This is a genomic window from Salipiger bermudensis (assembly GCF_017309175.1).
Classification (GTDB): domain Bacteria; phylum Pseudomonadota; class Alphaproteobacteria; order Rhodobacterales; family Rhodobacteraceae; genus Salipiger; species Salipiger bermudensis.
The window spans coordinates 47,763-65,403 of the sequence record NZ_JAEKJV010000001.1 but is presented as its reverse complement, the minus strand read 5'-3'; the positions used below and the strand labels follow the sequence as shown (position 1 = coordinate 65,403).

The 17,641-nt window shown below is 65.5% G+C and carries 13 protein-coding genes and 2 tRNA genes; 6 read left to right on the top strand and 9 right to left on the bottom strand.

Features of this window, described 5'->3' with window-relative positions; translation table 11 throughout:
• Nucleotides 1-12 precede the first annotated feature (12 nt).
• The 6 genes from JF542_RS00285 to glpX form a co-directional block, all read right to left on the bottom strand.
• Nucleotides 13-1,632 carry a tryptophan halogenase family protein gene (locus JF542_RS00285; RefSeq protein WP_207074324.1) on the bottom strand — a complete coding sequence of 540 codons (1,620 nt, stop codon included), beginning with the start codon at nt 1,630-1,632 and terminating at the stop codon, nt 13-15.
• Nucleotides 1,633-1,853: 221 nt separating this feature from the next.
• The gene (locus JF542_RS00280; RefSeq protein ID WP_207074323.1) at nt 1,854-4,142 is read right to left on the bottom strand and encodes an arginine/lysine/ornithine decarboxylase; all 2,289 of its coding nucleotides are present in this window, start codon (nt 4,140-4,142) and stop codon (nt 1,854-1,856) included.
• Nucleotides 4,143-4,297: 155 nt separating this feature from the next.
• Nucleotides 4,298-4,372, bottom strand: a tRNA-Glu gene (locus JF542_RS00275).
• A 36-nt stretch (nt 4,373-4,408) separates the two neighbouring features.
• Nucleotides 4,409-4,483: transfer RNA gene (locus tag JF542_RS00270), tRNA-Glu, on the bottom strand.
• A gap of 137 nt (nt 4,484-4,620) precedes the next feature.
• Complete coding sequence (recJ, locus tag JF542_RS00265; RefSeq protein ID WP_207074322.1) at nt 4,621-6,366, bottom strand: single-stranded-DNA-specific exonuclease RecJ; 1,746 nt, start codon at nt 6,364-6,366, stop codon at nt 4,621-4,623.
• A gap of 126 nt (nt 6,367-6,492) precedes the next feature.
• Nucleotides 6,493-7,458: a class II fructose-bisphosphatase gene (gene glpX, locus JF542_RS00260; protein WP_207074321.1), complete on the bottom strand. Its 966-nt coding sequence runs from the start codon at nt 7,456-7,458 to the stop codon at nt 6,493-6,495.
• 178 nt (nt 7,459-7,636) lie between these two features.
• Here glpX and JF542_RS00255 point away from each other — a divergent pair, with 178 nt between their 5' ends.
• On the top strand, nt 7,637-8,284 hold the full coding sequence (locus JF542_RS00255) for an RluA family pseudouridine synthase (RefSeq protein ID WP_207074320.1): 648 nt from the start codon (nt 7,637-7,639) through the stop codon (nt 8,282-8,284).
• A 353-nt stretch (nt 8,285-8,637) separates the two neighbouring features.
• Here JF542_RS00255 and JF542_RS00250 read toward each other — a convergent pair whose 3' ends face one another.
• On the bottom strand, nt 8,638-10,077 hold the full coding sequence (locus JF542_RS00250; protein WP_207074319.1) for an aldehyde dehydrogenase family protein: 1,440 nt from the start codon (nt 10,075-10,077) through the stop codon (nt 8,638-8,640).
• A gap of 161 nt (nt 10,078-10,238) precedes the next feature.
• On the opposite strand from JF542_RS00250, the gene JF542_RS00245 reads away from it, so the two are divergent.
• Both JF542_RS00245 and JF542_RS00240 read left to right on the top strand, forming a co-directional pair.
• Nucleotides 10,239-10,892 (top strand): peroxiredoxin, encoded by a 654-nt coding sequence (locus tag JF542_RS00245; protein ID WP_007793003.1) that lies wholly within the window; start codon nt 10,239-10,241, stop codon nt 10,890-10,892.
• 224 nt (nt 10,893-11,116) lie between these two features.
• Nucleotides 11,117-12,079, top strand: a complete 963-nt coding sequence (locus tag JF542_RS00240) for an alpha/beta hydrolase (protein WP_207074318.1) — start codon at nt 11,117-11,119, stop codon at nt 12,077-12,079.
• Nucleotides 12,080-12,173: 94 nt separating this feature from the next.
• On the opposite strand, the gene glyA is transcribed toward JF542_RS00240, so the two are convergent.
• Nucleotides 12,174-13,469, bottom strand: coding sequence for a serine hydroxymethyltransferase (gene glyA, locus JF542_RS00235; RefSeq protein WP_207074317.1), 1,296 nt, complete (start codon nt 13,467-13,469; stop codon nt 12,174-12,176).
• A 168-nt stretch (nt 13,470-13,637) separates the two neighbouring features.
• On the opposite strand from glyA, the gene JF542_RS00230 reads away from it, so the two are divergent.
• The 3 genes from JF542_RS00230 (at nt 13,638) to gloA2 (ending at nt 15,190) form a co-directional block, all read left to right on the top strand.
• Nucleotides 13,638-14,399, top strand: a complete 762-nt coding sequence (locus tag JF542_RS00230; RefSeq protein ID WP_007793013.1) for an NAD kinase — start codon at nt 13,638-13,640, stop codon at nt 14,397-14,399.
• Nucleotides 14,400-14,486: 87 nt separating this feature from the next.
• Complete coding sequence (locus tag JF542_RS00225; RefSeq protein ID WP_007793017.1) at nt 14,487-14,690, top strand: CsbD family protein; 204 nt, start codon at nt 14,487-14,489, stop codon at nt 14,688-14,690.
• Between the two features lie 116 nt (nt 14,691-14,806).
• On the top strand, nt 14,807-15,190 hold the full coding sequence (gene gloA2 / locus JF542_RS00220; RefSeq protein WP_207074316.1) for an SMU1112c/YaeR family gloxylase I-like metalloprotein: 384 nt from the start codon (nt 14,807-14,809) through the stop codon (nt 15,188-15,190).
• Nucleotides 15,191-15,253: 63 nt separating this feature from the next.
• On the opposite strand, the gene JF542_RS00215 is transcribed toward gloA2, so the two are convergent.
• On the bottom strand, nt 15,254-17,155 hold the full coding sequence (locus JF542_RS00215; protein WP_007793023.1) for a propionyl-CoA synthetase: 1,902 nt from the start codon (nt 17,153-17,155) through the stop codon (nt 15,254-15,256).
• Nucleotides 17,156-17,641: the final 486 nt, after the last annotated feature.

Here is a 17,641-nt window from a genome sequence, read left to right as displayed (position 1 = left end):
CGCGCCCCGCGCTCAGAACAGCACCGGCGTTTCCTTGAGACAGGAGCCTGTCCTGGCCGCCACCACGGCCGGTGTCTTGCGGGCAGCGCCGGGCTCCAGCTCTCCCCGGAGCGCCATCAGGAGCCGGTGATGATCGCCCTTGTAGTCCACGATCTTTGCAAAACGGATATCAGCATCGCGCAGATAGGCCTTCCACGAGCCCGCCCGGACCTCGCGCGGCGTGTTCAGCCGCTCGGCCCCGTAGCCATTTTCATAGCATCGCTTCCCGAAAAGCACGGTCTGGTAAGTGTCATGCGTGAAGAGCTGCGCGCTTTCGAGGTCGTGCTGCGTCGGCAGCTGATATTGCCAGAGCTCGAGATTCTCCGCCAGCCGGTCGGTGATCTTCAGTTCTGTCCGGGCGTCGATCCAGTAGGCGCTGTCCTCGCGGTTGCCCATCCGGTAGTGCATGCAAATGAAATCCCGCACCTCTCCGTAAAGGTCATCGACGAGGCGGTTGAAGCGACGCCGGACGGGCGCCTCGTAATCCGTGCTCGGCATGTTGAAGAGCAGCATCCGGATGCTCTGGTCGATCATGTGGATCGCCGTCGATTCCAGCGGCTCGATGAAACCTCCCGACAGGCCCATCGCGATGCAGTTCTTCACCCAGGCCCGGCGCGAGCGCCCGATGCGCATCGGGATCACCCGCGGCTCCGAGCCGGGCGGGGCGGCAGCGCCGAGATGGGCGAGGAACTCGTCCCGGGCCTCGTCGTCGGTGCGGTGCGCCGACGAGAACACGTAGCCCGTGCCCACCCGGTTGAAGAGCGGCACGCTCCATGACCAGCCGGCGCCAAGCGCGGTGGAGCTGGTGAAGGGGGGAAGCTTCTCAGGGTTCGTGTGCGGAATCTGCAGCGCCATGGCGCGGTCGTTGCCAAGATAGTCGCTGTAATCCTCGAACGGCTCGTCCAGCGCCTCGCGGATGATCCGACCGCGAAAGCCGGTGCAGTCGATCACCAGTTCGACCGGATGCCGCCCGCGCTCGCGCAGCTGCAACGCCGCGACGTAGCCGCGCTCGTCAAGCTCGACATCATCGACATCGTCGAGGATGTGCTCGATGCCACGCTCGGTGCCGACCTCTGCCAGCAGCTTTGCGAAGGCCACGGCGTTGAGGTGATACGCGTAAGCCGGCTTGGGCATCGGGTCGGCCTTGGGGTCCTTGAACGAAAATGGCGCCTTGAAGGCCTTCGCCATGTGAGCATAGGGCGAGTAGCAACTGACATAGTCGCGCTTGCCCGCGCCGAAGGCATGGAAATGGTTGCCGATGCTCACCCCGTCGAGCGACGGCGCGTTGGAGAACGGGTTAAGGTAAGAGACGAGCTTTCCGCTGCGGTCGGTGTTCCAGTTCCGGAACATCACCCCGGTCTTGAAGGTCGCGTCGCAGCGGCGAAAGAAGGTGCGCTCGTCGAGCCCGATCTGGCGCAGCGTAAATGGCATCTGCGGCACCGTCGCCTCTCCCACGCCGACGGTCGGAATATTCGGAGACTCGATCAGCGTGATGCGGATCCGCTCGGCGCAGGCCCGCCTGAGATAGACCGCGGCCAGCCAGCCGGCGGTGCCTCCTCCCACGATGGTGATCGAACTCAGCGGTTGTCCCATGTCATGCTCCCCTGCACCCCGAGCGCCCCTCCTACGGCCGCTCCGTCCGTATCAGGATGGCATGGGACATCGCTCCGGGTCACGCGTCATGTTCCCGATCCCGACACTGGCACGAAAAACGCGCCCCGGCAGGACCGAGGCGCGTGCACTGGCGGCGGGGACATGGTCCCGATCATCGCGCGCCCAAGATTTTTCGTACGAAAAATCTTGGGCTGGCCCGCTCACTCGGCGACGCAATCGGCGAAGTACCGGGTCTGACCGTCCTCGCCCACTTCCGCAACAAGGCCGTGGATATCGGTCTCGAAGCCCGGGCACTCACGTGCAAACTCGCGGTTGAAGCGCAGGTAGTCGACGATCTTGGCGTTGAACACCTCGCCCGGGATCAGCAGCGGGATGCCCGGCGGGTAGGGCGTCACGAGGCTGGTGGTGATGCGCCCCTCGAGCTCGTCGATGCCCACCCGGTCGGTCTTGCGACGCGCGATATGCGAGAACGCCTCCGAGGGCGTCATCGCCGGGCGGTGATCGCTGAGATAGATCTCGGTCGAGAGCCGCGCCACGTCGTACTTGGCATACATCCGGTGCACGTGCTGGCAGAGATCGCGCAGCCCCATTTTCTCGTAGCGGGGCTGCTTGGCGCAAAACTCCGGCATCACCCGCCACAGCGGCTGGTTCTTGTCGAAATCGTCCTTGAACTGCTGCAACGCCGCGAGAAGCGTGTTCCAGCGGCCCTTGGTGATGCCGATGGTGAACATGATGAAGAAGCTGTAGAGGCCGGTCTTCTCGACCACCACGCCATGCTCGGTGAGGTATTTCGACACGATCGACGCCGGGATGCCGCTGTCGCCGAAATTGCCCTCGATATCGAGGCCGGGGGTGATGATCGTCGCCTTGATCGGGTCAAGCATGTTGAAGCCCGGCGCCATGTCGCCGAAGCCGTGCCAGCTGTCGCCGCCACCGGTCTCGAGCCCCTCGGCATCGGTCTTCTTGAGTTCCCAGTCGCGGGTGCGGCCGATGCCCTCCTCGGCAAGATCGTCCGGCCCCCAGACCTTGAACCACCATTCGTCGTCGCCGTACTCCTCGTCGACCTTGCGCATGGCCCGGCGGAAATCGAGCGCCTCGTCGAGGCTCTCCTCGACCAACGCGGTGCCTCCCGGCGGCTCCATCATCGCCGCCGCCACGTCGCAGCTCGCGATGATCGAGTATTGCGGACTGGTGGAGGTGTGCATCAGGTAGCTCTCGTTGAAGAGATGCCGGTCGAGCTTGGTGGTTTGGGAATCCTGCACCAGCACGTGGCTGGCCTGACTGATACCGGCAAGCAGCTTGTGCACCGACTGGGTGGCATAGGTCACCGATTTCTCGGTCCGCCCGCGCTTGCGGCCCATGGCGTGATAGGTGCCGTAGAACGGATGGAAGGCGGCATGCGGCAGCCAGGCCTCGTCGAAATGCAGGTTCTCGACCCAGCCGTCGAGCAGGCGCTTGATCTCTTCGGTGTTGTAGAGCACGCCGTCATAGGTCGACTGGGTCAGCGTCATGATGCGCGGCTGCACCGCCTCGGCGTCGTAGCCCTCGAGCAGCGGGTTGTCGCGGATCTTGGCCTTGATCGACTCAGGCTCGAACTCGGCGCGCGGGATTGGCCCGATGATGCCCCAATGGTTGCGGGTCGGGCGCAGGAAGACCGGGATCGCGCCGGTCATGATGATCGAGTGCAGGATCGACTTGTGGCAGTTGCGGTCAACCACCACCACGTCGCCCGGCGCCACGCTGTGATGCCAGACCATCTTGTTGCTGGTCGAGGTGCCGTTGGTCACGAAGAAGCAGTGATCGGCGTTGAAGATCCGCGCCGCGTTGCGCTCGGAAGCGCCGATGGCGCCGTTGTGATCGAGCAGCTGGCCCAGTTCCTCGACGGCGTTGCACACGTCGGCGCGCAGCATGTTCTCACCGTAGAACTGGTGGTACATTTGCCCGATCGGCGATTTCAGGAAGGCCACGCCCCCCGAGTGGCCGGGGCAGTGCCACGAGTAGGAGCCATCCTCGGCATAGTCGAGCAGCTCCTTGAAGAAGGGCGGCTGGATGCCTTCGAGATAGCTCTTCGCCTCGCGGATGATGTGCCGCGCGACGAATTCCGGCGTATCCTCGAACATGTGGATGAAGCCGTGCAGCTCGCGCAAGATGTCGTTGGGCAGGTGGCGCGAGGTCTTGGTCTCGCCATAGACATAGATCGGCACGTCGGCGTTCTTCCAGCGCACTTCCTCGATGAAGGTCCGCAGGTTGAGCACCGCCGGGTCGAGATCCGGGCCCGGGGTGAATTCCTCGTCGTCGATCGACAGCACGAAGGCGCTGGCCCGGCTCTGCTGCTGGGCGAACTGGCTCAGGTCGCTGTATCCGGTGACGCCCAGCACCTCGAAGCCCTCGCTTTCGATGGCGTCGGCCAGCGCCCGGATGCCCAGGCCCGAGGTGTTCTCGGAGCGGAAATCCTCATCGATGATGACGATGGGAAAACGGAATTTCATCTGCCTCTCCTCTCGGCCGGCATGACACTTGCCAACGTTGTTTCCGGCCCGGCCCGCCCCGTCAAGGGCCTGCGCGGGCTGCCTCCATACGGGGACGACAGCAGGACAGGCACGAAAGGCGCGCTCGGCGGAAGTTCTGATTTTCTGGGAACAAGTGGCAGCCCGTAGGGGAATCGAACCCCTCTTTCCAGGTTGAAAACCTGGCGTCCTAACCGATAGACGAACGGGCCACTCTGCGACGATCAGGTCGTCGACTTGCGCTTCGGTGGCAGCCCGTAGGGGAATCGAACCCCTCTTTCCAGGTTGAAAACCTGGCGTCCTAACCGATAGACGAACGGGCCAGAGCCGAAGCGTGACGCGGGTTTTAGGGAATTGCGTGCGCAGCCGCAAGCCCAATTTTCATATTTTTCTCTCATGCCTTCCGCCCCACCACGAGCGGAATATATGACTATTTTTCAAGCCCTTATGCCGAATTTCCTCAACCCTCCGCCGGCGCCGCATCCTCCAGTCGCATCTGCACCGAGCGCCGCCCGTTCCACTCGTTGATCTCGAGCCGACCGGCGACGTGGAATCGCCGCCCCCGGTGGTCGCAGAGCGCCTGCCCCAGCGGGCCGTCGAAGGCGCCGAAGCAGATCGCGTCGATCTTTGCCCCGAGCCCGTCACCGAACGAAACCTTGAGATGCCCCGAGCCCACCTGCTTGGCAAAGCCCACCTGCACGTCGGGCATGGCAAAGCGCGGCGCCGGCGCGCCGGCTCCGAACGGGCCGGCCTGCTCCATCTGCTCGCAGAGCTCGATATTGGCCGCGCCCGGCATCAGCAGTCCGTCGAGCTTCAGGTCGGCTGCCCCGCCCTGCCCCGCGCCCTGCTTCGCCAGGAGCTCGGAGAGCCGCTCCATCGCGGCCTCGAGCCCGTCCCGCGCCACCGTCAGGCCCGCGGCCATCTTGTGCCCTCCGCCCTTCAGCAGCAGACCATCCGCCGCCAGACGCTGAATGCTGGCGCCCAGATCGACGCCCGAGACCGAGCGGCCCGAGCCCTTGCCCTCGTCGCCGTCGAGGCCGATCACCACCGCCGGACGGTTGGTCAGCTCCTTCAGGCGCGAGGCGACGATGCCGACGACGCCCGGGTGCCAGCCCTCGCCCGCCGCCCAGACCAGCGGCGCGTCGAGCCCGCGCGCCTCGGCCTGCGCCAGCGCCGCGGCACGCACTGCCTCCTCGACCTCGCGGCGCTCGGTGTTGAGCTGGTCGAGCCGCGCCGCCAGCGCCTCACTCTCGTGCCGGTCGCGGCTGGCCAGCAGCCGGGCGCCGATATCGGCCTGCCCGATGCGACCGCCGGCATTGACCCGCGGCCCCAGCACGTAGCCCAGATGATATGAAGACGGCGCCGTGTCGAGCCGCGCCACGTCCGACAGCGCGACAAGCCCCGGCCGCGCGCGCCGCGCCATCACCGCAAGGCCCTGCCGCACCAGCGCCCGGTTGACGCCCTTGAGCGGCGCGACATCCGCCACCGTGGCCAGCGCCACGAGATCCAGCATCGCCATCAGGTCGGGCCCGCGCTGGCCTGCCTCGCGCATCTGCCGGCCGCACTCCACCAGCATCAGGAAGACCACGGCGGCCGCGCAAAGATGCGCCAGCGCGCCGTCCTCGTCCTGCCGGTTGGGGTTCACCACCGCCACGCAATCGGGCAGCGTCTCGCCGCCGAGGTGGTGGTCGAGCACCACCACGTCCGCCCCCTTCGCCGCGGCGATCGGCCCGTGCGAGAGCGTGCCGCAATCGACGCAGATGATCAGGTCATGCCCCGAGGCCAGCTTCTCCATCGCCGGCTCGTTCGGGCCGTAGCCCTCGTCGATGCGGTCGGGAATATAAAGCGTCGCGCCGAGCCCAAGCTGATGCAGCCAGTCGAGCAGCAGCGCCGCCGAGGTCCCGCCATCTACGTCGTAATCGGCGAACACCGCGATGCGCTCGCGCCGATTCACAGCCGCCAGAACCCGCGTGGCAGCGGTCTCCATGTCACGAAGCGAGCGCGGATCCGGCAGCAGGTCACGCAGCGTCGGCGCGAGATAGCCGGCCACCTCCGGCGCCTCGACCCCGAGGCGCGCCAGCACCTGGCACAGCCCGCGCGGCAGGTTGCTCTGCTGCGCCAGCGCTTCCGCCTGCCGCTCCTGCTCGACTCCCGGCCCGACCCAGCGGCGCCCGGTCAGCGATGCCTCGACCCCGAGATAGCTCATGCCCAATCGTTCCCCTCTGCCTGTCTCACGCCTGCCATAAAGCGAAAAAGCAGGGAACGGAACGCCGCCCCCTGCTTCTTCACGTTTGCAAATACTCACGTCACGGCATCAAAGCCGGGCATGGCGTCATTCGAACGGGTTGCGGTAGATCACCCGGCGGACCGAGCCGGTCTTCGAGCGCATCAGGATGGTCTCGGTGGTGATCCAGCCCGGTTCGCGCTTGATGCCCGACAGGATCGAGCCGTTGGTGACGCCGGTGGCAGCGAAGATCACGTCGGCGGTGACCATCTCGTCGCGCTTGTAGATCTTGTCGAGATCGGTGATTCCGGCCTTGGCGGCGCGACCGCGCTCGTCGTCGTTGCGGAACATCAGCTTGCCGTACATCTGGCCGCCCATGCACTTGAGAGCCGCCGCCGCCAGAACGCCTTCCGGCGCGCCGCCCGAGCCCATGTACATGTCGATGCCGGTCAGGTGCGCCTCGGCGCAGTGCATGACCCCGGCCACGTCGCCGTCGGTGATCAGGCGGATCGCCGCACCGGTGGAGCGGATCTCGGCGATCATCTCCTCGTGGCGCGGGCGCTCGAGCACGCAGCAGGTGATGTCGGTGGTCTTGCAGCCCTTGGCCGCGGCCAGCGCCTCGACCCGCTGGGTCGGGGTCATGTCGAGGGTGACGACATCCTCGTCAAAGCCCGGGCCGATGGCCAGCTTGTCCATGTAGACGTCGGGGGCGTGCAGCATCGAGCCGCGCGGCCCCATGGCGATCACGGTGAGCGCGTTGGGCATATCCTTGGCGGTCAGGGTGGTGCCTTCGAGCGGGTCGAGCGCGATGTCCACGCCCGGGCCCTCGCCGGTGCCGACCTCTTCGCCGATGTAGAGCATCGGCGCCTCGTCGCGCTCGCCCTCGCCGATCACCACGACGCCCTTGATGTCGAGCTTGTTGAGCTGGTCGCGCATCGCGTTCACGGCAGCCTGGTCGGCGGCCTTCTCGTCGCCATGGCCGATCAGCTTGGCTGACGCGATCGCGGCCTGTTCGGCCACGCGGGCCAGGCCCAGAGACAACATGCGGTCATTGAAATCCGTGGGGATCGACATGGAGAGGTCCTTTGAAATGACTGTCGCAAGGGGTGTAGCGCGCAGGCGAGACGAGTGGCAAGCCCGCAGGCGCTAACAGGGCCGGCGGCGCACCGCTCGGCTCAGTGTCGGGTCTTCACGGCAACGGATGGCGCCTCGAGCCTTGCGATGACGGCGCGGCTGCGCCACATGGGGCGGCATGAGCGATGTCTATTCCCCGCCCCAGGGCGAGATCCCGATCCTGCATGAGGACAGCGACCTTCTGGTCGTCGACAAGCCCGCGGGCCTGCTCTCGGTGCCCGGCAAGGGGCCGGAGCTGGCCGATTGCCTGATCGCGCGGCTCGAGCGCGCCTTCCCGACGGTGCGGCTGGTGCACCGGCTCGACCGCGACACCTCGGGTGTCATGGTTTTCGCGCTCACCGCCCACGCGCAGCGCCACCTCGGCCAGCAGTTCGAGACCCGCAAAACCCGCAAGACATATATCGCCCGCGTCGCCGGCAGGCTCGAACCGAAGACCGGCAGTGTGGATCTGCCGCTGATCGTCGACTGGCCGAACCGGCCGCTGCAGAAAGTCTGCCACGAGACCGGCAAGCCCGCGCTGACCGAGTACAAGGTGACCAAGGCCAGCGACGCCGAAAGCCGCGTCCGCCTGCACCCGGTCACCGGGCGCAGCCACCAGCTGCGGGTGCACATGCTGGCGCTCGGACATCCGATCATTGGCGACCCGCTCTACGCCCCCGAGACCGCAGCGGAGTATCCGCGCATGATGCTGCACGCCGAGGAACTGCGGCTGCACCACCCCGAAAGCGGCATCGGGGTGAAGTTCCGCGCCAAGGCCCCGTTCTGAGACGGCGCGCCCGGCGGTGCGGTTCGGGCTGTGAGTATTTATTGACGTAGAGAAGATCAGGGCAGTCCCGGAGGGGTGCCCTCGTCTGAAAGGAGCGACCCGGCGGGGAGGTCGGGCCGTGAGTATTTGTCAACGTAGAGAAGATAGGGGCTGCGCGAGGAGTCCGGAGGGGCGGACTGCGTGGCGGCGTGAGTGGCTTGGTCCGAAGAGATGATCAGGGCAGGCCCGGAGGGGGTGCCTTTTTCTGGGAGGCGAGGCCCGGCGGTGAAGCCGGGCCGTGAGTATTTTGGAACGTAGAGAAGATCAGGGCGCGGTGCGGGGCGGCGGCGGTGTGCTGCCGCCCCGAGCGAGGCTTATTCCGCGGCCCAGCCGCTGACCGCCTTGATCTCGAGGAAGTCGTGGATGCCGAGGAGGCCACCCTCGCGACCATTGCCCGACTGCTTCATGCCGCCGAAGGGCGCGCCGGGGGCACGGCTCTTGCCGTTCATCTCGACCATGCCCGACCGGAGCTGCCGCGCCAGACGGTGGCGGCGGTCGACATCCTGGCTCTGAACATAGTTCGTCAGGCCATAGGGCGTGTCATTGGCGACCTCGACCGCCTCGGCCTCGGTCTCGAACTTCATGATCGAGAGCACCGGGCCGAAGATCTCTTCGTTGGCGATGGTCATGTCCGGTGTCACGTCGGCGAACACGGTGGGGCGCACGTAGAAGCCCTTGTTGAAGCCCTCGGGACGGCCCGGGCCGCCGGCGACGAGCCGCGCGCCTTCCTTGATCCCGGTCTCGATCAGGCCCTGGATCTTCTCGTACTGGGTGGCGTTCACCACCGGACCGATATGCTTGCCATCCTCGGAGGGCGCGTTCACCGTGACGGTCTGTGCGACGGCGGCCGCCTCTTCGACCACGCGGTCGTAGATCGGCGCCTCGACCATCATCCGCGAAGGCGCGTTGCAGCTCTGGCCCGAGTTCTGCATCATATGCATCACGCCGCGCTTCACCGCGGTGTCGTCGGCATCGGCGAAGATCAGGTTGGCGCCCTTGCCCCCCAATTCAAGATGCACGCGCTTGAGCGTCTCGGCGGCGGTCCTGGAGATCGCACGGCCGGCGCGGGTCGAACCGGTGAAGCTTACCATGTCGACATCCGGATGCCCCGAGAGCTGCGTGCCGACGCCCGCGCCGTCACCGTTGACGAGGTTGAACACGCCCTTCGGGAAACCGGCCTCGTCCATGAACTCGGCGAAGAGCAGCGCCGAGAGCGGGCTCTCCTCTGAGGGTTTCAGCACCATTGTGCAGCCGGCAATCGCCGCCGCGCCGACCTTCAGCGTGATCTGGTTCATCGGCCAGTTCCACGGCGTGATCAGCGCGCAGACGCCTATTGCCTCGTGGATCATGTGGGTATCGGGATGCGCCTCCGAGAACGGCGCCTCGAAGTCGAATTCCTTGGCGGCGTTGACGAAGTTCTGCAGGTGAAACAGCCCTGCACCGACCTGGTTGGCGCGCGCCAGCGCGATCGGGGCGCCCATCTCGAGGCTCATGGCCTGCGCCAGTTCCTCGGCGCGGGACTTGTAGACTGCCAGCAGCTTCTCGACGAGCGCGATACGCTCGGCGGCGGTTGTCGCCATCCAGCCGGGCAGCGCGCGCTTGGCCGCGGCCACGGCAGCGTCGGTATCGGCCTGACCGCCGAGCGCGATGATCGCGCAGGCCTCTTCGGTCGCCGGATCGATCACCTCGTGGTCGCGCCCGTCAAGCGCCTCGGTCCACGCGCCGTCGATGTAGAACTGACGCTTCTCGATCATGGGAGTCTTCCTTCATTGAGATTTGATCAAATTTCCCCGTGGCGGCACTCTGTCACGCGTCCCGGCCCGCCGCAAGCGGGGGTCTTTACATCAAGCATCGAGGTAGTACGTAGAATGGAGACAGACCGTCCAAACCGGACGTCATGCGAAAGGAGAGTCCCATGGCACTGCGCATCAACGACGAGATTCCCAACCTCCACGTCGTCACCGACCTTGGCGAGTACGACCTGCACGACTGGATCGGCGACAGCTGGGCGATCCTGTTCTCGCACCCGAAGGACTTCACGCCTGTCTGCACCACCGAGTTCGGTGCCGTGGCGCAGCTGGCCGACGAATGGGCCAAGCGCGGCACCAAGGTAATGGGCATCTCGGTCGACGGCGTCGAGGAGCACAAGAAATGGAAGGGCGACATCGAGTCCACCTCCGGCGCCTCGGCGGGTTTCCCGATCGTGGCCGACGATGACCTGAAGCTGGCCAAGGCGCTCGACATGCTGCCCGCCGATGCCTACCTGCCCGACGGCCGCACCCCCGCCGACAGCGCCACCGTGCGCTCGGTCTTCATCATTGCGCCCAACAAGAAGGTGCAGCTGATGATGACCTACCCGATGTCGGTGGGCCGCAACTTCGCCGAGGTGCTGCGCGCCCTCGACGGCCTGCAGCGCACCTACGAGCAGCCGCTCGCCGTGCCCGCCAACTGGGAGACGGGCCAGGACGTGATCGTGGCGCTATCGCTCGATGACGCGGCGGCGGCCGACAAATACGGCGAGCTGGACATCAAGCTGCCCTACCTGCGCTACGCCAAGAACCCGGCCTGAGCCACCCGAATACGCTACCGCGGCACATGCGTCGCGGTAGCACCCAGCAGCGCGCATCGCGGGATCTGACATTCCGGCAACACCTTGCGCGCTGTGTTACGGCCCCCTCGGGCCTTTTCCCGATCTGCGATGATAGCCTTCCGTCACCCCGCCCGGCGCGCCACCTCGCGCGCGCAGAGCCGGGCGGTTCAGGCAGTCAGCAAGGTCAGGAAGGCACGGTCGGGATGCCTCTTCCCCGCAAGTTCCGCAGGGCGGCAATCGAGGCCACGGCGACATCCGGCGGCTTCTTTCGCGACTTCGACCGTCATTCCGCGGTGCATTTCCAACGCGGCAGCACCCTGGTCGTCACCTTCGACAACATGAAGAGCCGCGACATGCCGGTGCCGCGCTACCCGTGGGCATATCAGTTCGTCGCGAAACAGGGCCATTCGCATCTCGGCATAATGATGAAGCGGCGCAACGACTGGTTCCGGCACCGTCAGCTCTGCGATTTCTTCGACGAGCTGCGGGACAGCGGCTTCTTTGACCGCTTCGACAACGTGGTGTTCTACGGCAGCTCGATGGGCGGCTATGGCGCGCTCACCTATGCCAGCGCCTGCCCGCGCGCCCGGGCCATCGCGTTTTCGCCGCAGACCACGCTGTCGCCGGCGCTGGTGCCGTGGGAGCGCCGCTACGACAATGCGAGGCTACGGGGCGACTGGGACGAGCCGCGCTACGCCGACGCCGCCGTGACCACGCACCACCTGTGCGAGGCGCTGGTGTTCTACGACCCGAGCATGCCAGAGGACCGCCGCCATGCGGACCGGCTCACGGCGCGGGGCGTCGTCCACCTCCGCTGCCCGTTCGTCGGCCACAAGATCCCGCGCTATCTTGCATTCTGGGGGTTGCTCGGGACGGTGGTGCGAGAGGCGATCGACGGCACGCTGACCGACGCAGAGTTCTTCCGCATGATCCGGGTACGTCGGAACCACAAGAGCTATGTCCGGAGCGTGCTGGCCCGCGCGGTGGCGGCAGGCCACGTCCCGCTGGCGCGGCATGCGCTCGAGGGCTTTGCCTCGCGGAGACCCGATCTCCCCGCCGAGCGGCTGGCGCGACAGGTCGGCTTGGGGGCGGAGCTGCCGCGCTCGGGCGGGCGCGACACCACGACCTTGGATCACCGCCAGCGGGGTCGCGACCGGCGGGACTGACCGCCGCGGTACCATCAAAGGAAAACGCCCCCGAGGAGATCCGCGAGGGCGCTTTCGATGTCATCCCGGCCGTCGGGCGACCGGACACTCGCTCTCAGAGCGTCGGGTAGATCGGGAAGCTCTTGAGGAACTCGGTCACCTCACCGCGCACCTTGGCCTCGACCTCGGAATTGCCCTCTTCGCCATTGGCGGCGAGACCGTCGACCACCTCGATGATCCAGTCGGCGATCTGGCGGAACTCGTCCTCGCCAAAGCCGCGGGTGGTGCCCGCCGGCGACCCAAGACGGATGCCCGAGGTCACGGTCGGCTTTTCCGGATCGAACGGCACGCCGTTCTTGTTGCAGGTGATGTGCGCCCGGCCCAGAGCCTTCTCGGTGGCGTTGCCCTTCACGCCCTTGGGGCGCAGGTCGACCAGCACCACGTGGGTGTCGGTGCCGTGGGTCACGGTGTCGAGACCGCCCTTGATCAGCTGGTCCGACAGCGCCTGCGCATTGGCGATGACCTGCTTGGCATAGGTCTTGAACTCGGGCTTCAGCGCTTCGCCGAAGGCCACGGCCTTGCCGGCGATGACATGCATCAGCGGACCGCCCTGAATGCCCGGGAAGATCGCCGAGTTGACCTTCTTGGCGATGGCCTCGTCATTGGTGAGGATCATGCCGCCACGGGGACCGCGCAGGGTCTTGTGGGTGGTGGTGGTCACGACATGCGCGTGCGGGAACGGCGAGGGGTGCTCGCCCGCCGCCACGAGGCCGGCGAAGTGCGCCATGTCGACATGCAGGTAGGCGCCCACGCTGTCGGCGATCTCGCGCATCTTGGCGAAGTCGATCTGGCGCGGGATGGCCGAGCCGCCGGCGATGATCAGCTTGGGCTTGTGCTCGTTGGCCAGTTCCTGGACCTGGTCGTAGTCCAGCATGTTGTCCTGCTGACGCACGCCGTATTGCACGGCGTTGAACCACTTGCCCGACTGGTTCGGCTTGGCGCCGTGGGTCAGGTGGCCACCGGCGTCGAGCGACATGCCGAGGATGGTGTCGCCGGGCTGGATCAGCGCGGTGAACACGCCTTGGTTGGCCTGGCTGCCGGAGTTCGGCTGCACGTTGGCAAACTCGCAGCCGAAGAGCTCTTTGGCACGGTCGATGGCGAGGTTTTCGGCCACGTCGACCCAGTCACAGCCACCGTAGTAGCGGCGTCCGGGGTAACCTTCGGCGTATTTGTTGGTCATCACCGAGCCCTGCGCTTCCATAACGGCGCGGGAGACGATGTTCTCGGATGCGATCAGTTCGATCTCGTCGCGCTGACGGCCGAGTTCGCCGGTGATGGAGGCGAAAAGCTCGGGGTCGCGCTCGGAAAGCGACTGGGTGAAGAAGCCGTCATCGCGGTGCGGGGCGTTCATGAGGCAGGTCTCCGGTGTCATGGATTCGTCACGTGGCGCCTACGTAAAGGAAAGCGGCGCGCGCGCAAAGGGATCAAAGCGGCATTGTTCCGGTAGAGGGGCGACGGTACTGGCGGGTTCCGGGAAGTTGTGATTGTTTCGGAACGGCGTGACAGTCCAAGGAAACCCATGTCGCTGAAAATTGCCTTCTGCGCGTCCAACGCGCCCATCGCACAGGCCGCGCTGGCCGGGCTGACACGCCGCTACGGGAACCACGCCGAGGACGGCGCCGACGTGATCGTGGCGCTTGGCGGCGACGGCTTCATGCTGCACACGCTGCACCGCACCGAGGCGCTCGCGGTCCCGGTCTACGGCATGAACCGCGGCACCGTGGGCTTCCTGATGAACGAATATTCCGAGCACGCCTTCGAAGAGCGACTGGCCGCCGCCGAGGAGGCGGTGATCAACCCGCTCTCGATGCGCGCCCACCGCGCCGACGGCAGCGAGCACCGGGCGCTGGCGATCAACGAGGTGTCGCTGCTGCGCGCCGGCCCGCAGGCGGCGCGGCTGGCGATCTACGTCGATGGCAGGTTGCGCATGCCCGAGCTGGTCTGCGATGGCGCCCTGCTGGCAACCCCCGCCGGTTCCACCGCCTACAACTACTCGGCCCACGGCCCCATCCTGCCGATCGGCGCCGACGTTCTAGCGCTCACCGCCGTCGCCGCCTTCCGCCCCCGCCGCTGGCGCGGCGCCCTGCTGCCCAAGACCGCCGACGTGACCTTCGAAGTGCTCGAGCCCGAGAAGCGCCCGGTGATGGCCGAGGCCGACAGCCAGTCGGTGCGCGACGTGTTGCGGGTCGAGATCCGCTCGGAACCCAAGGTCGCGCACCGGGTGCTGTTCGATCCGGGCCACGGGCTCGAGGAGCGCCTTATCCGCGAACAATTTGTCTGATAGCTCGGAACTCCGGCCGCGCTAACGGCGTTTCTTGTCCGAACCCCGCGACGAGGCGGGACCAAGCCGAGACAAAGGAGAAACCCGATGAACTGGGATGTGATCCAAGGCAAATGGAAACAGCTGAAAGGTGAGGCGAAGTCCAAGTGGGGCGAGCTCACCGATGACGATCTCGACCGCGCCGAAGGCGACCGCGACAAGCTCGTGGGTGTTGTCCAGGAGCGCTACGGTCTGGCGAAGGACGAAGCAGAGCGCGAGGTCGACGAGTTCTACCACAAGCACGCCGCCTGATCCCTCTCAGGCGAGGCACGTAAGAAGGCCCCGGGGTTTCCCTCCCCCGGGGTCTTTCTTTTGTCGGGCGCTATGGTAGCTGTTGCAGGCAGGTCGCGGACGGGAGGCACAGGACCATGCTCACAGGCTTTCACCACGTGGCGGTGATCTGCGGCGACTACGCCCGCAGCAAGGCGTTCTACACCGAGCTGCTTGGGCTCGAGATCATCGCCGAGACCTATCGCGAGGCTCGCGACAGCTGGAAGCTTGACCTTGCCCTGCCCGGCGGCGGCCAGATCGAGCTGTTCAGCTTCCCCAACCCGCCCGACCGCCTTAACCATCCCGAGGCCAAGGGGCTGCGCCACCTTGCCTTCTCGGTCGCGGATGTGGAGGACGCGGCGCATCGGCTCGAGGCACAGGGCGTGGCGGTCGAACCAATCCGCACGGATGAGCTGACCGGCAAGCGCTTCACCTTTTTCGCCGATCCAGACGGGCTGCCGTTGGAGCTCTACGAGAGCTGAGACAAAAAACGCCCGCTGCGGGACAGCGGGCGTCTTGGTTGCCTGGTCAGGCGCAGAGCCAGATCACGCGGGTACCTTCTTGGCGTAACCCATGCCCTCGAGCGCCGTGCGGATTTCGTCGAGAATGACCGGATCGTCGATCGTCGCCGGCATCTTGAACTCTTCGCCATCGGCGATCTTGACCATGGTGGCGCGCAGGATCTTGCCCGAGCGGGTCTTGGGCAGGCGATCCACAACGGTGCAGAGCTTGAAGGCCGCAACCGGGCCGATCTGGTCACGCACCAGCTTGACGCATTCCTTGCAGACCTCTGCCTCGTCGCGATCCACACCGGAGCTGAGGCAGAGGAAGCCCATCGGCATCTGCCCCTTGAGCGCGTCCGAGACGCCGATCACCGCGCATTCGGCCACGTCCGGGTGCGAGGCCAGAACCTCCTCCATGGCGCCGGTCGACAGCCGGTGCCCCGCCACGTTGATGACGTCATCGGTGCGCGACATGATGTAGAGATAGCCATCCTCGTCCTTCATCCCCGCATCGCCGGTCTCGTAATAGCCGGGGAACTGGGTGAGGTAGGATTTCTTGAACCGCGCCTCGGCCTGCCACAGCGTCTGCAGCGTGCCCGGCGGCAGCGGCAGCTTGATGGCGATGGCGCCAAGCTCGCCCGCCGGCATCTCGTGGCCGCCCTCGTCGAGGATGCGCACGTCATAGCCCGGCATCGCGACCGACGGAGAGCCCAGCTTGACCGGAAGCTCCTCGATGCCGATCGGGTTGGCGGCGATGCCCCAGCCGGTCTCGGTCTGCCACCAGTGGTCGATGACCGGTACGTTCAGGTGTTTCTGCGCCCATTCGATGGTGCTCGGGTCCGCCCGCTCGCCGGCGAGGAACAGCGCCTGCAGGTCGTGCAGCTTGTAGCGCTTGATCCATTCACCATCGGGATCGGCGCGACGGATGGCGCGCAGCGCGGTCGGTGCGGTGAAGAAGCTCTTCACCCGGTGGTTTTGGATGATGCGCCAGAAAACGCCGGCGTGGGGCGTCCCGATGGGCTTGCCCTCGAAGACGATGGTCTGCGCGCCGGTGATCAGCGGGCCATAGCAGATGTAGCTGTGCCCCACGACCCAACCCACGTCCGAGGCGGCCCAGAAACGATCACCCGCCTCGATGTTGTAGATGTTCTTCATCGTCCATTGCAGCGCGACGAGATGCCCCGCGGTTGAACGCACGACACCCTTGGGCTGGCCCGTGGTGCCGGAGGTATAGAGGATATAGGCCGGATGATTGCCCTCGACCGGCACGCACTCGGCCGGCTTCACGCCATACTGGAAGCCATGCCATGAGAAGTCGCGCCCCTCGATCAGCTTGGCCACCTCCTGCTCGCGCTGGAACACCACGCAGAATTCCGGCTTGTGGGTCGATTGCTCGATCGCCTCGTCGAGCAGCGGCTTGTAATGCACCACACGGCCCGGCTCGAGACCGCAGCTCGACGCGATGATCGCCTTGGGCGTGCAATCGTCGATACGCACCGCCAATTCATGCGCGGCAAAGCCGCCGAACACCACCGAGTGCACCGCGCCGAGACGGGCGCAGGCCAGCATCGCCTCGAGCGCCTCGGGGATCATCGGCATGTAGATGATGACCCGGTCGCCCTTTTCGACGCCGCGCATCTTCAGCGCACCGGCCAGTGAGGCAACGCGGTCGCGCAGCTCTGAGTAGGTGATGCCCTTGCTTGAGTGGGTGATCGGGCTTTCATGCATGATGGCGATCTCGTCGCCGCGCCCGGCCTCGACATGGCGGTCCACTGCGTTCCAGCAGGTGTTGACCATGCCGTCCGAGAACCATTCGTACATGTCGCCGCCCTTGTCGAAGAGCGCCTTCGACGGCGGCTTGTCCCAGTCGATCGCCTCAGCGGCCTCCATCCAGAACCCCTCCGGGTCGGATTTCCAGGCCTCGTACACGTCCTTGTAGCCCATGGGGAAAGCTCCTCCTCTCGCCTTTGGGTATTTTGATTAGGCACGCGATATGCATGGAGCAAGTATGTTACCGCCAAGCATGACACAAAACCGCAGGTGATTTGCAAAAAACCGCCCTCGGGAGGGCGGACAATTTGCAAATACGCAAATTTTGAGGACTGCGCTGCGAAGTCATGGCGATTTTGCAAACTCCATTCGCAGCAAAACGTTTGCAGGCCAATAAATATCAAATATAAATATTTGTCAGCGCTTATGACCTTTTCAGAATCGTCCAAACCATAAGAACTGCCTCATTTCGGCCTCAATTCACGATTTCCAAGGGCGAAACATACATTCGAAACACTCAATTAACTTTGGAAACCTACCGAAGATCAAAAAATATCATTTTAAAACAACGATATCTCTCAAAATGCGAGTTTCCTTACTCGAATATCAAATTGATAGCACAATTGAGTCGCTCAATAGGGGATGAGAGATCTCCAGAGC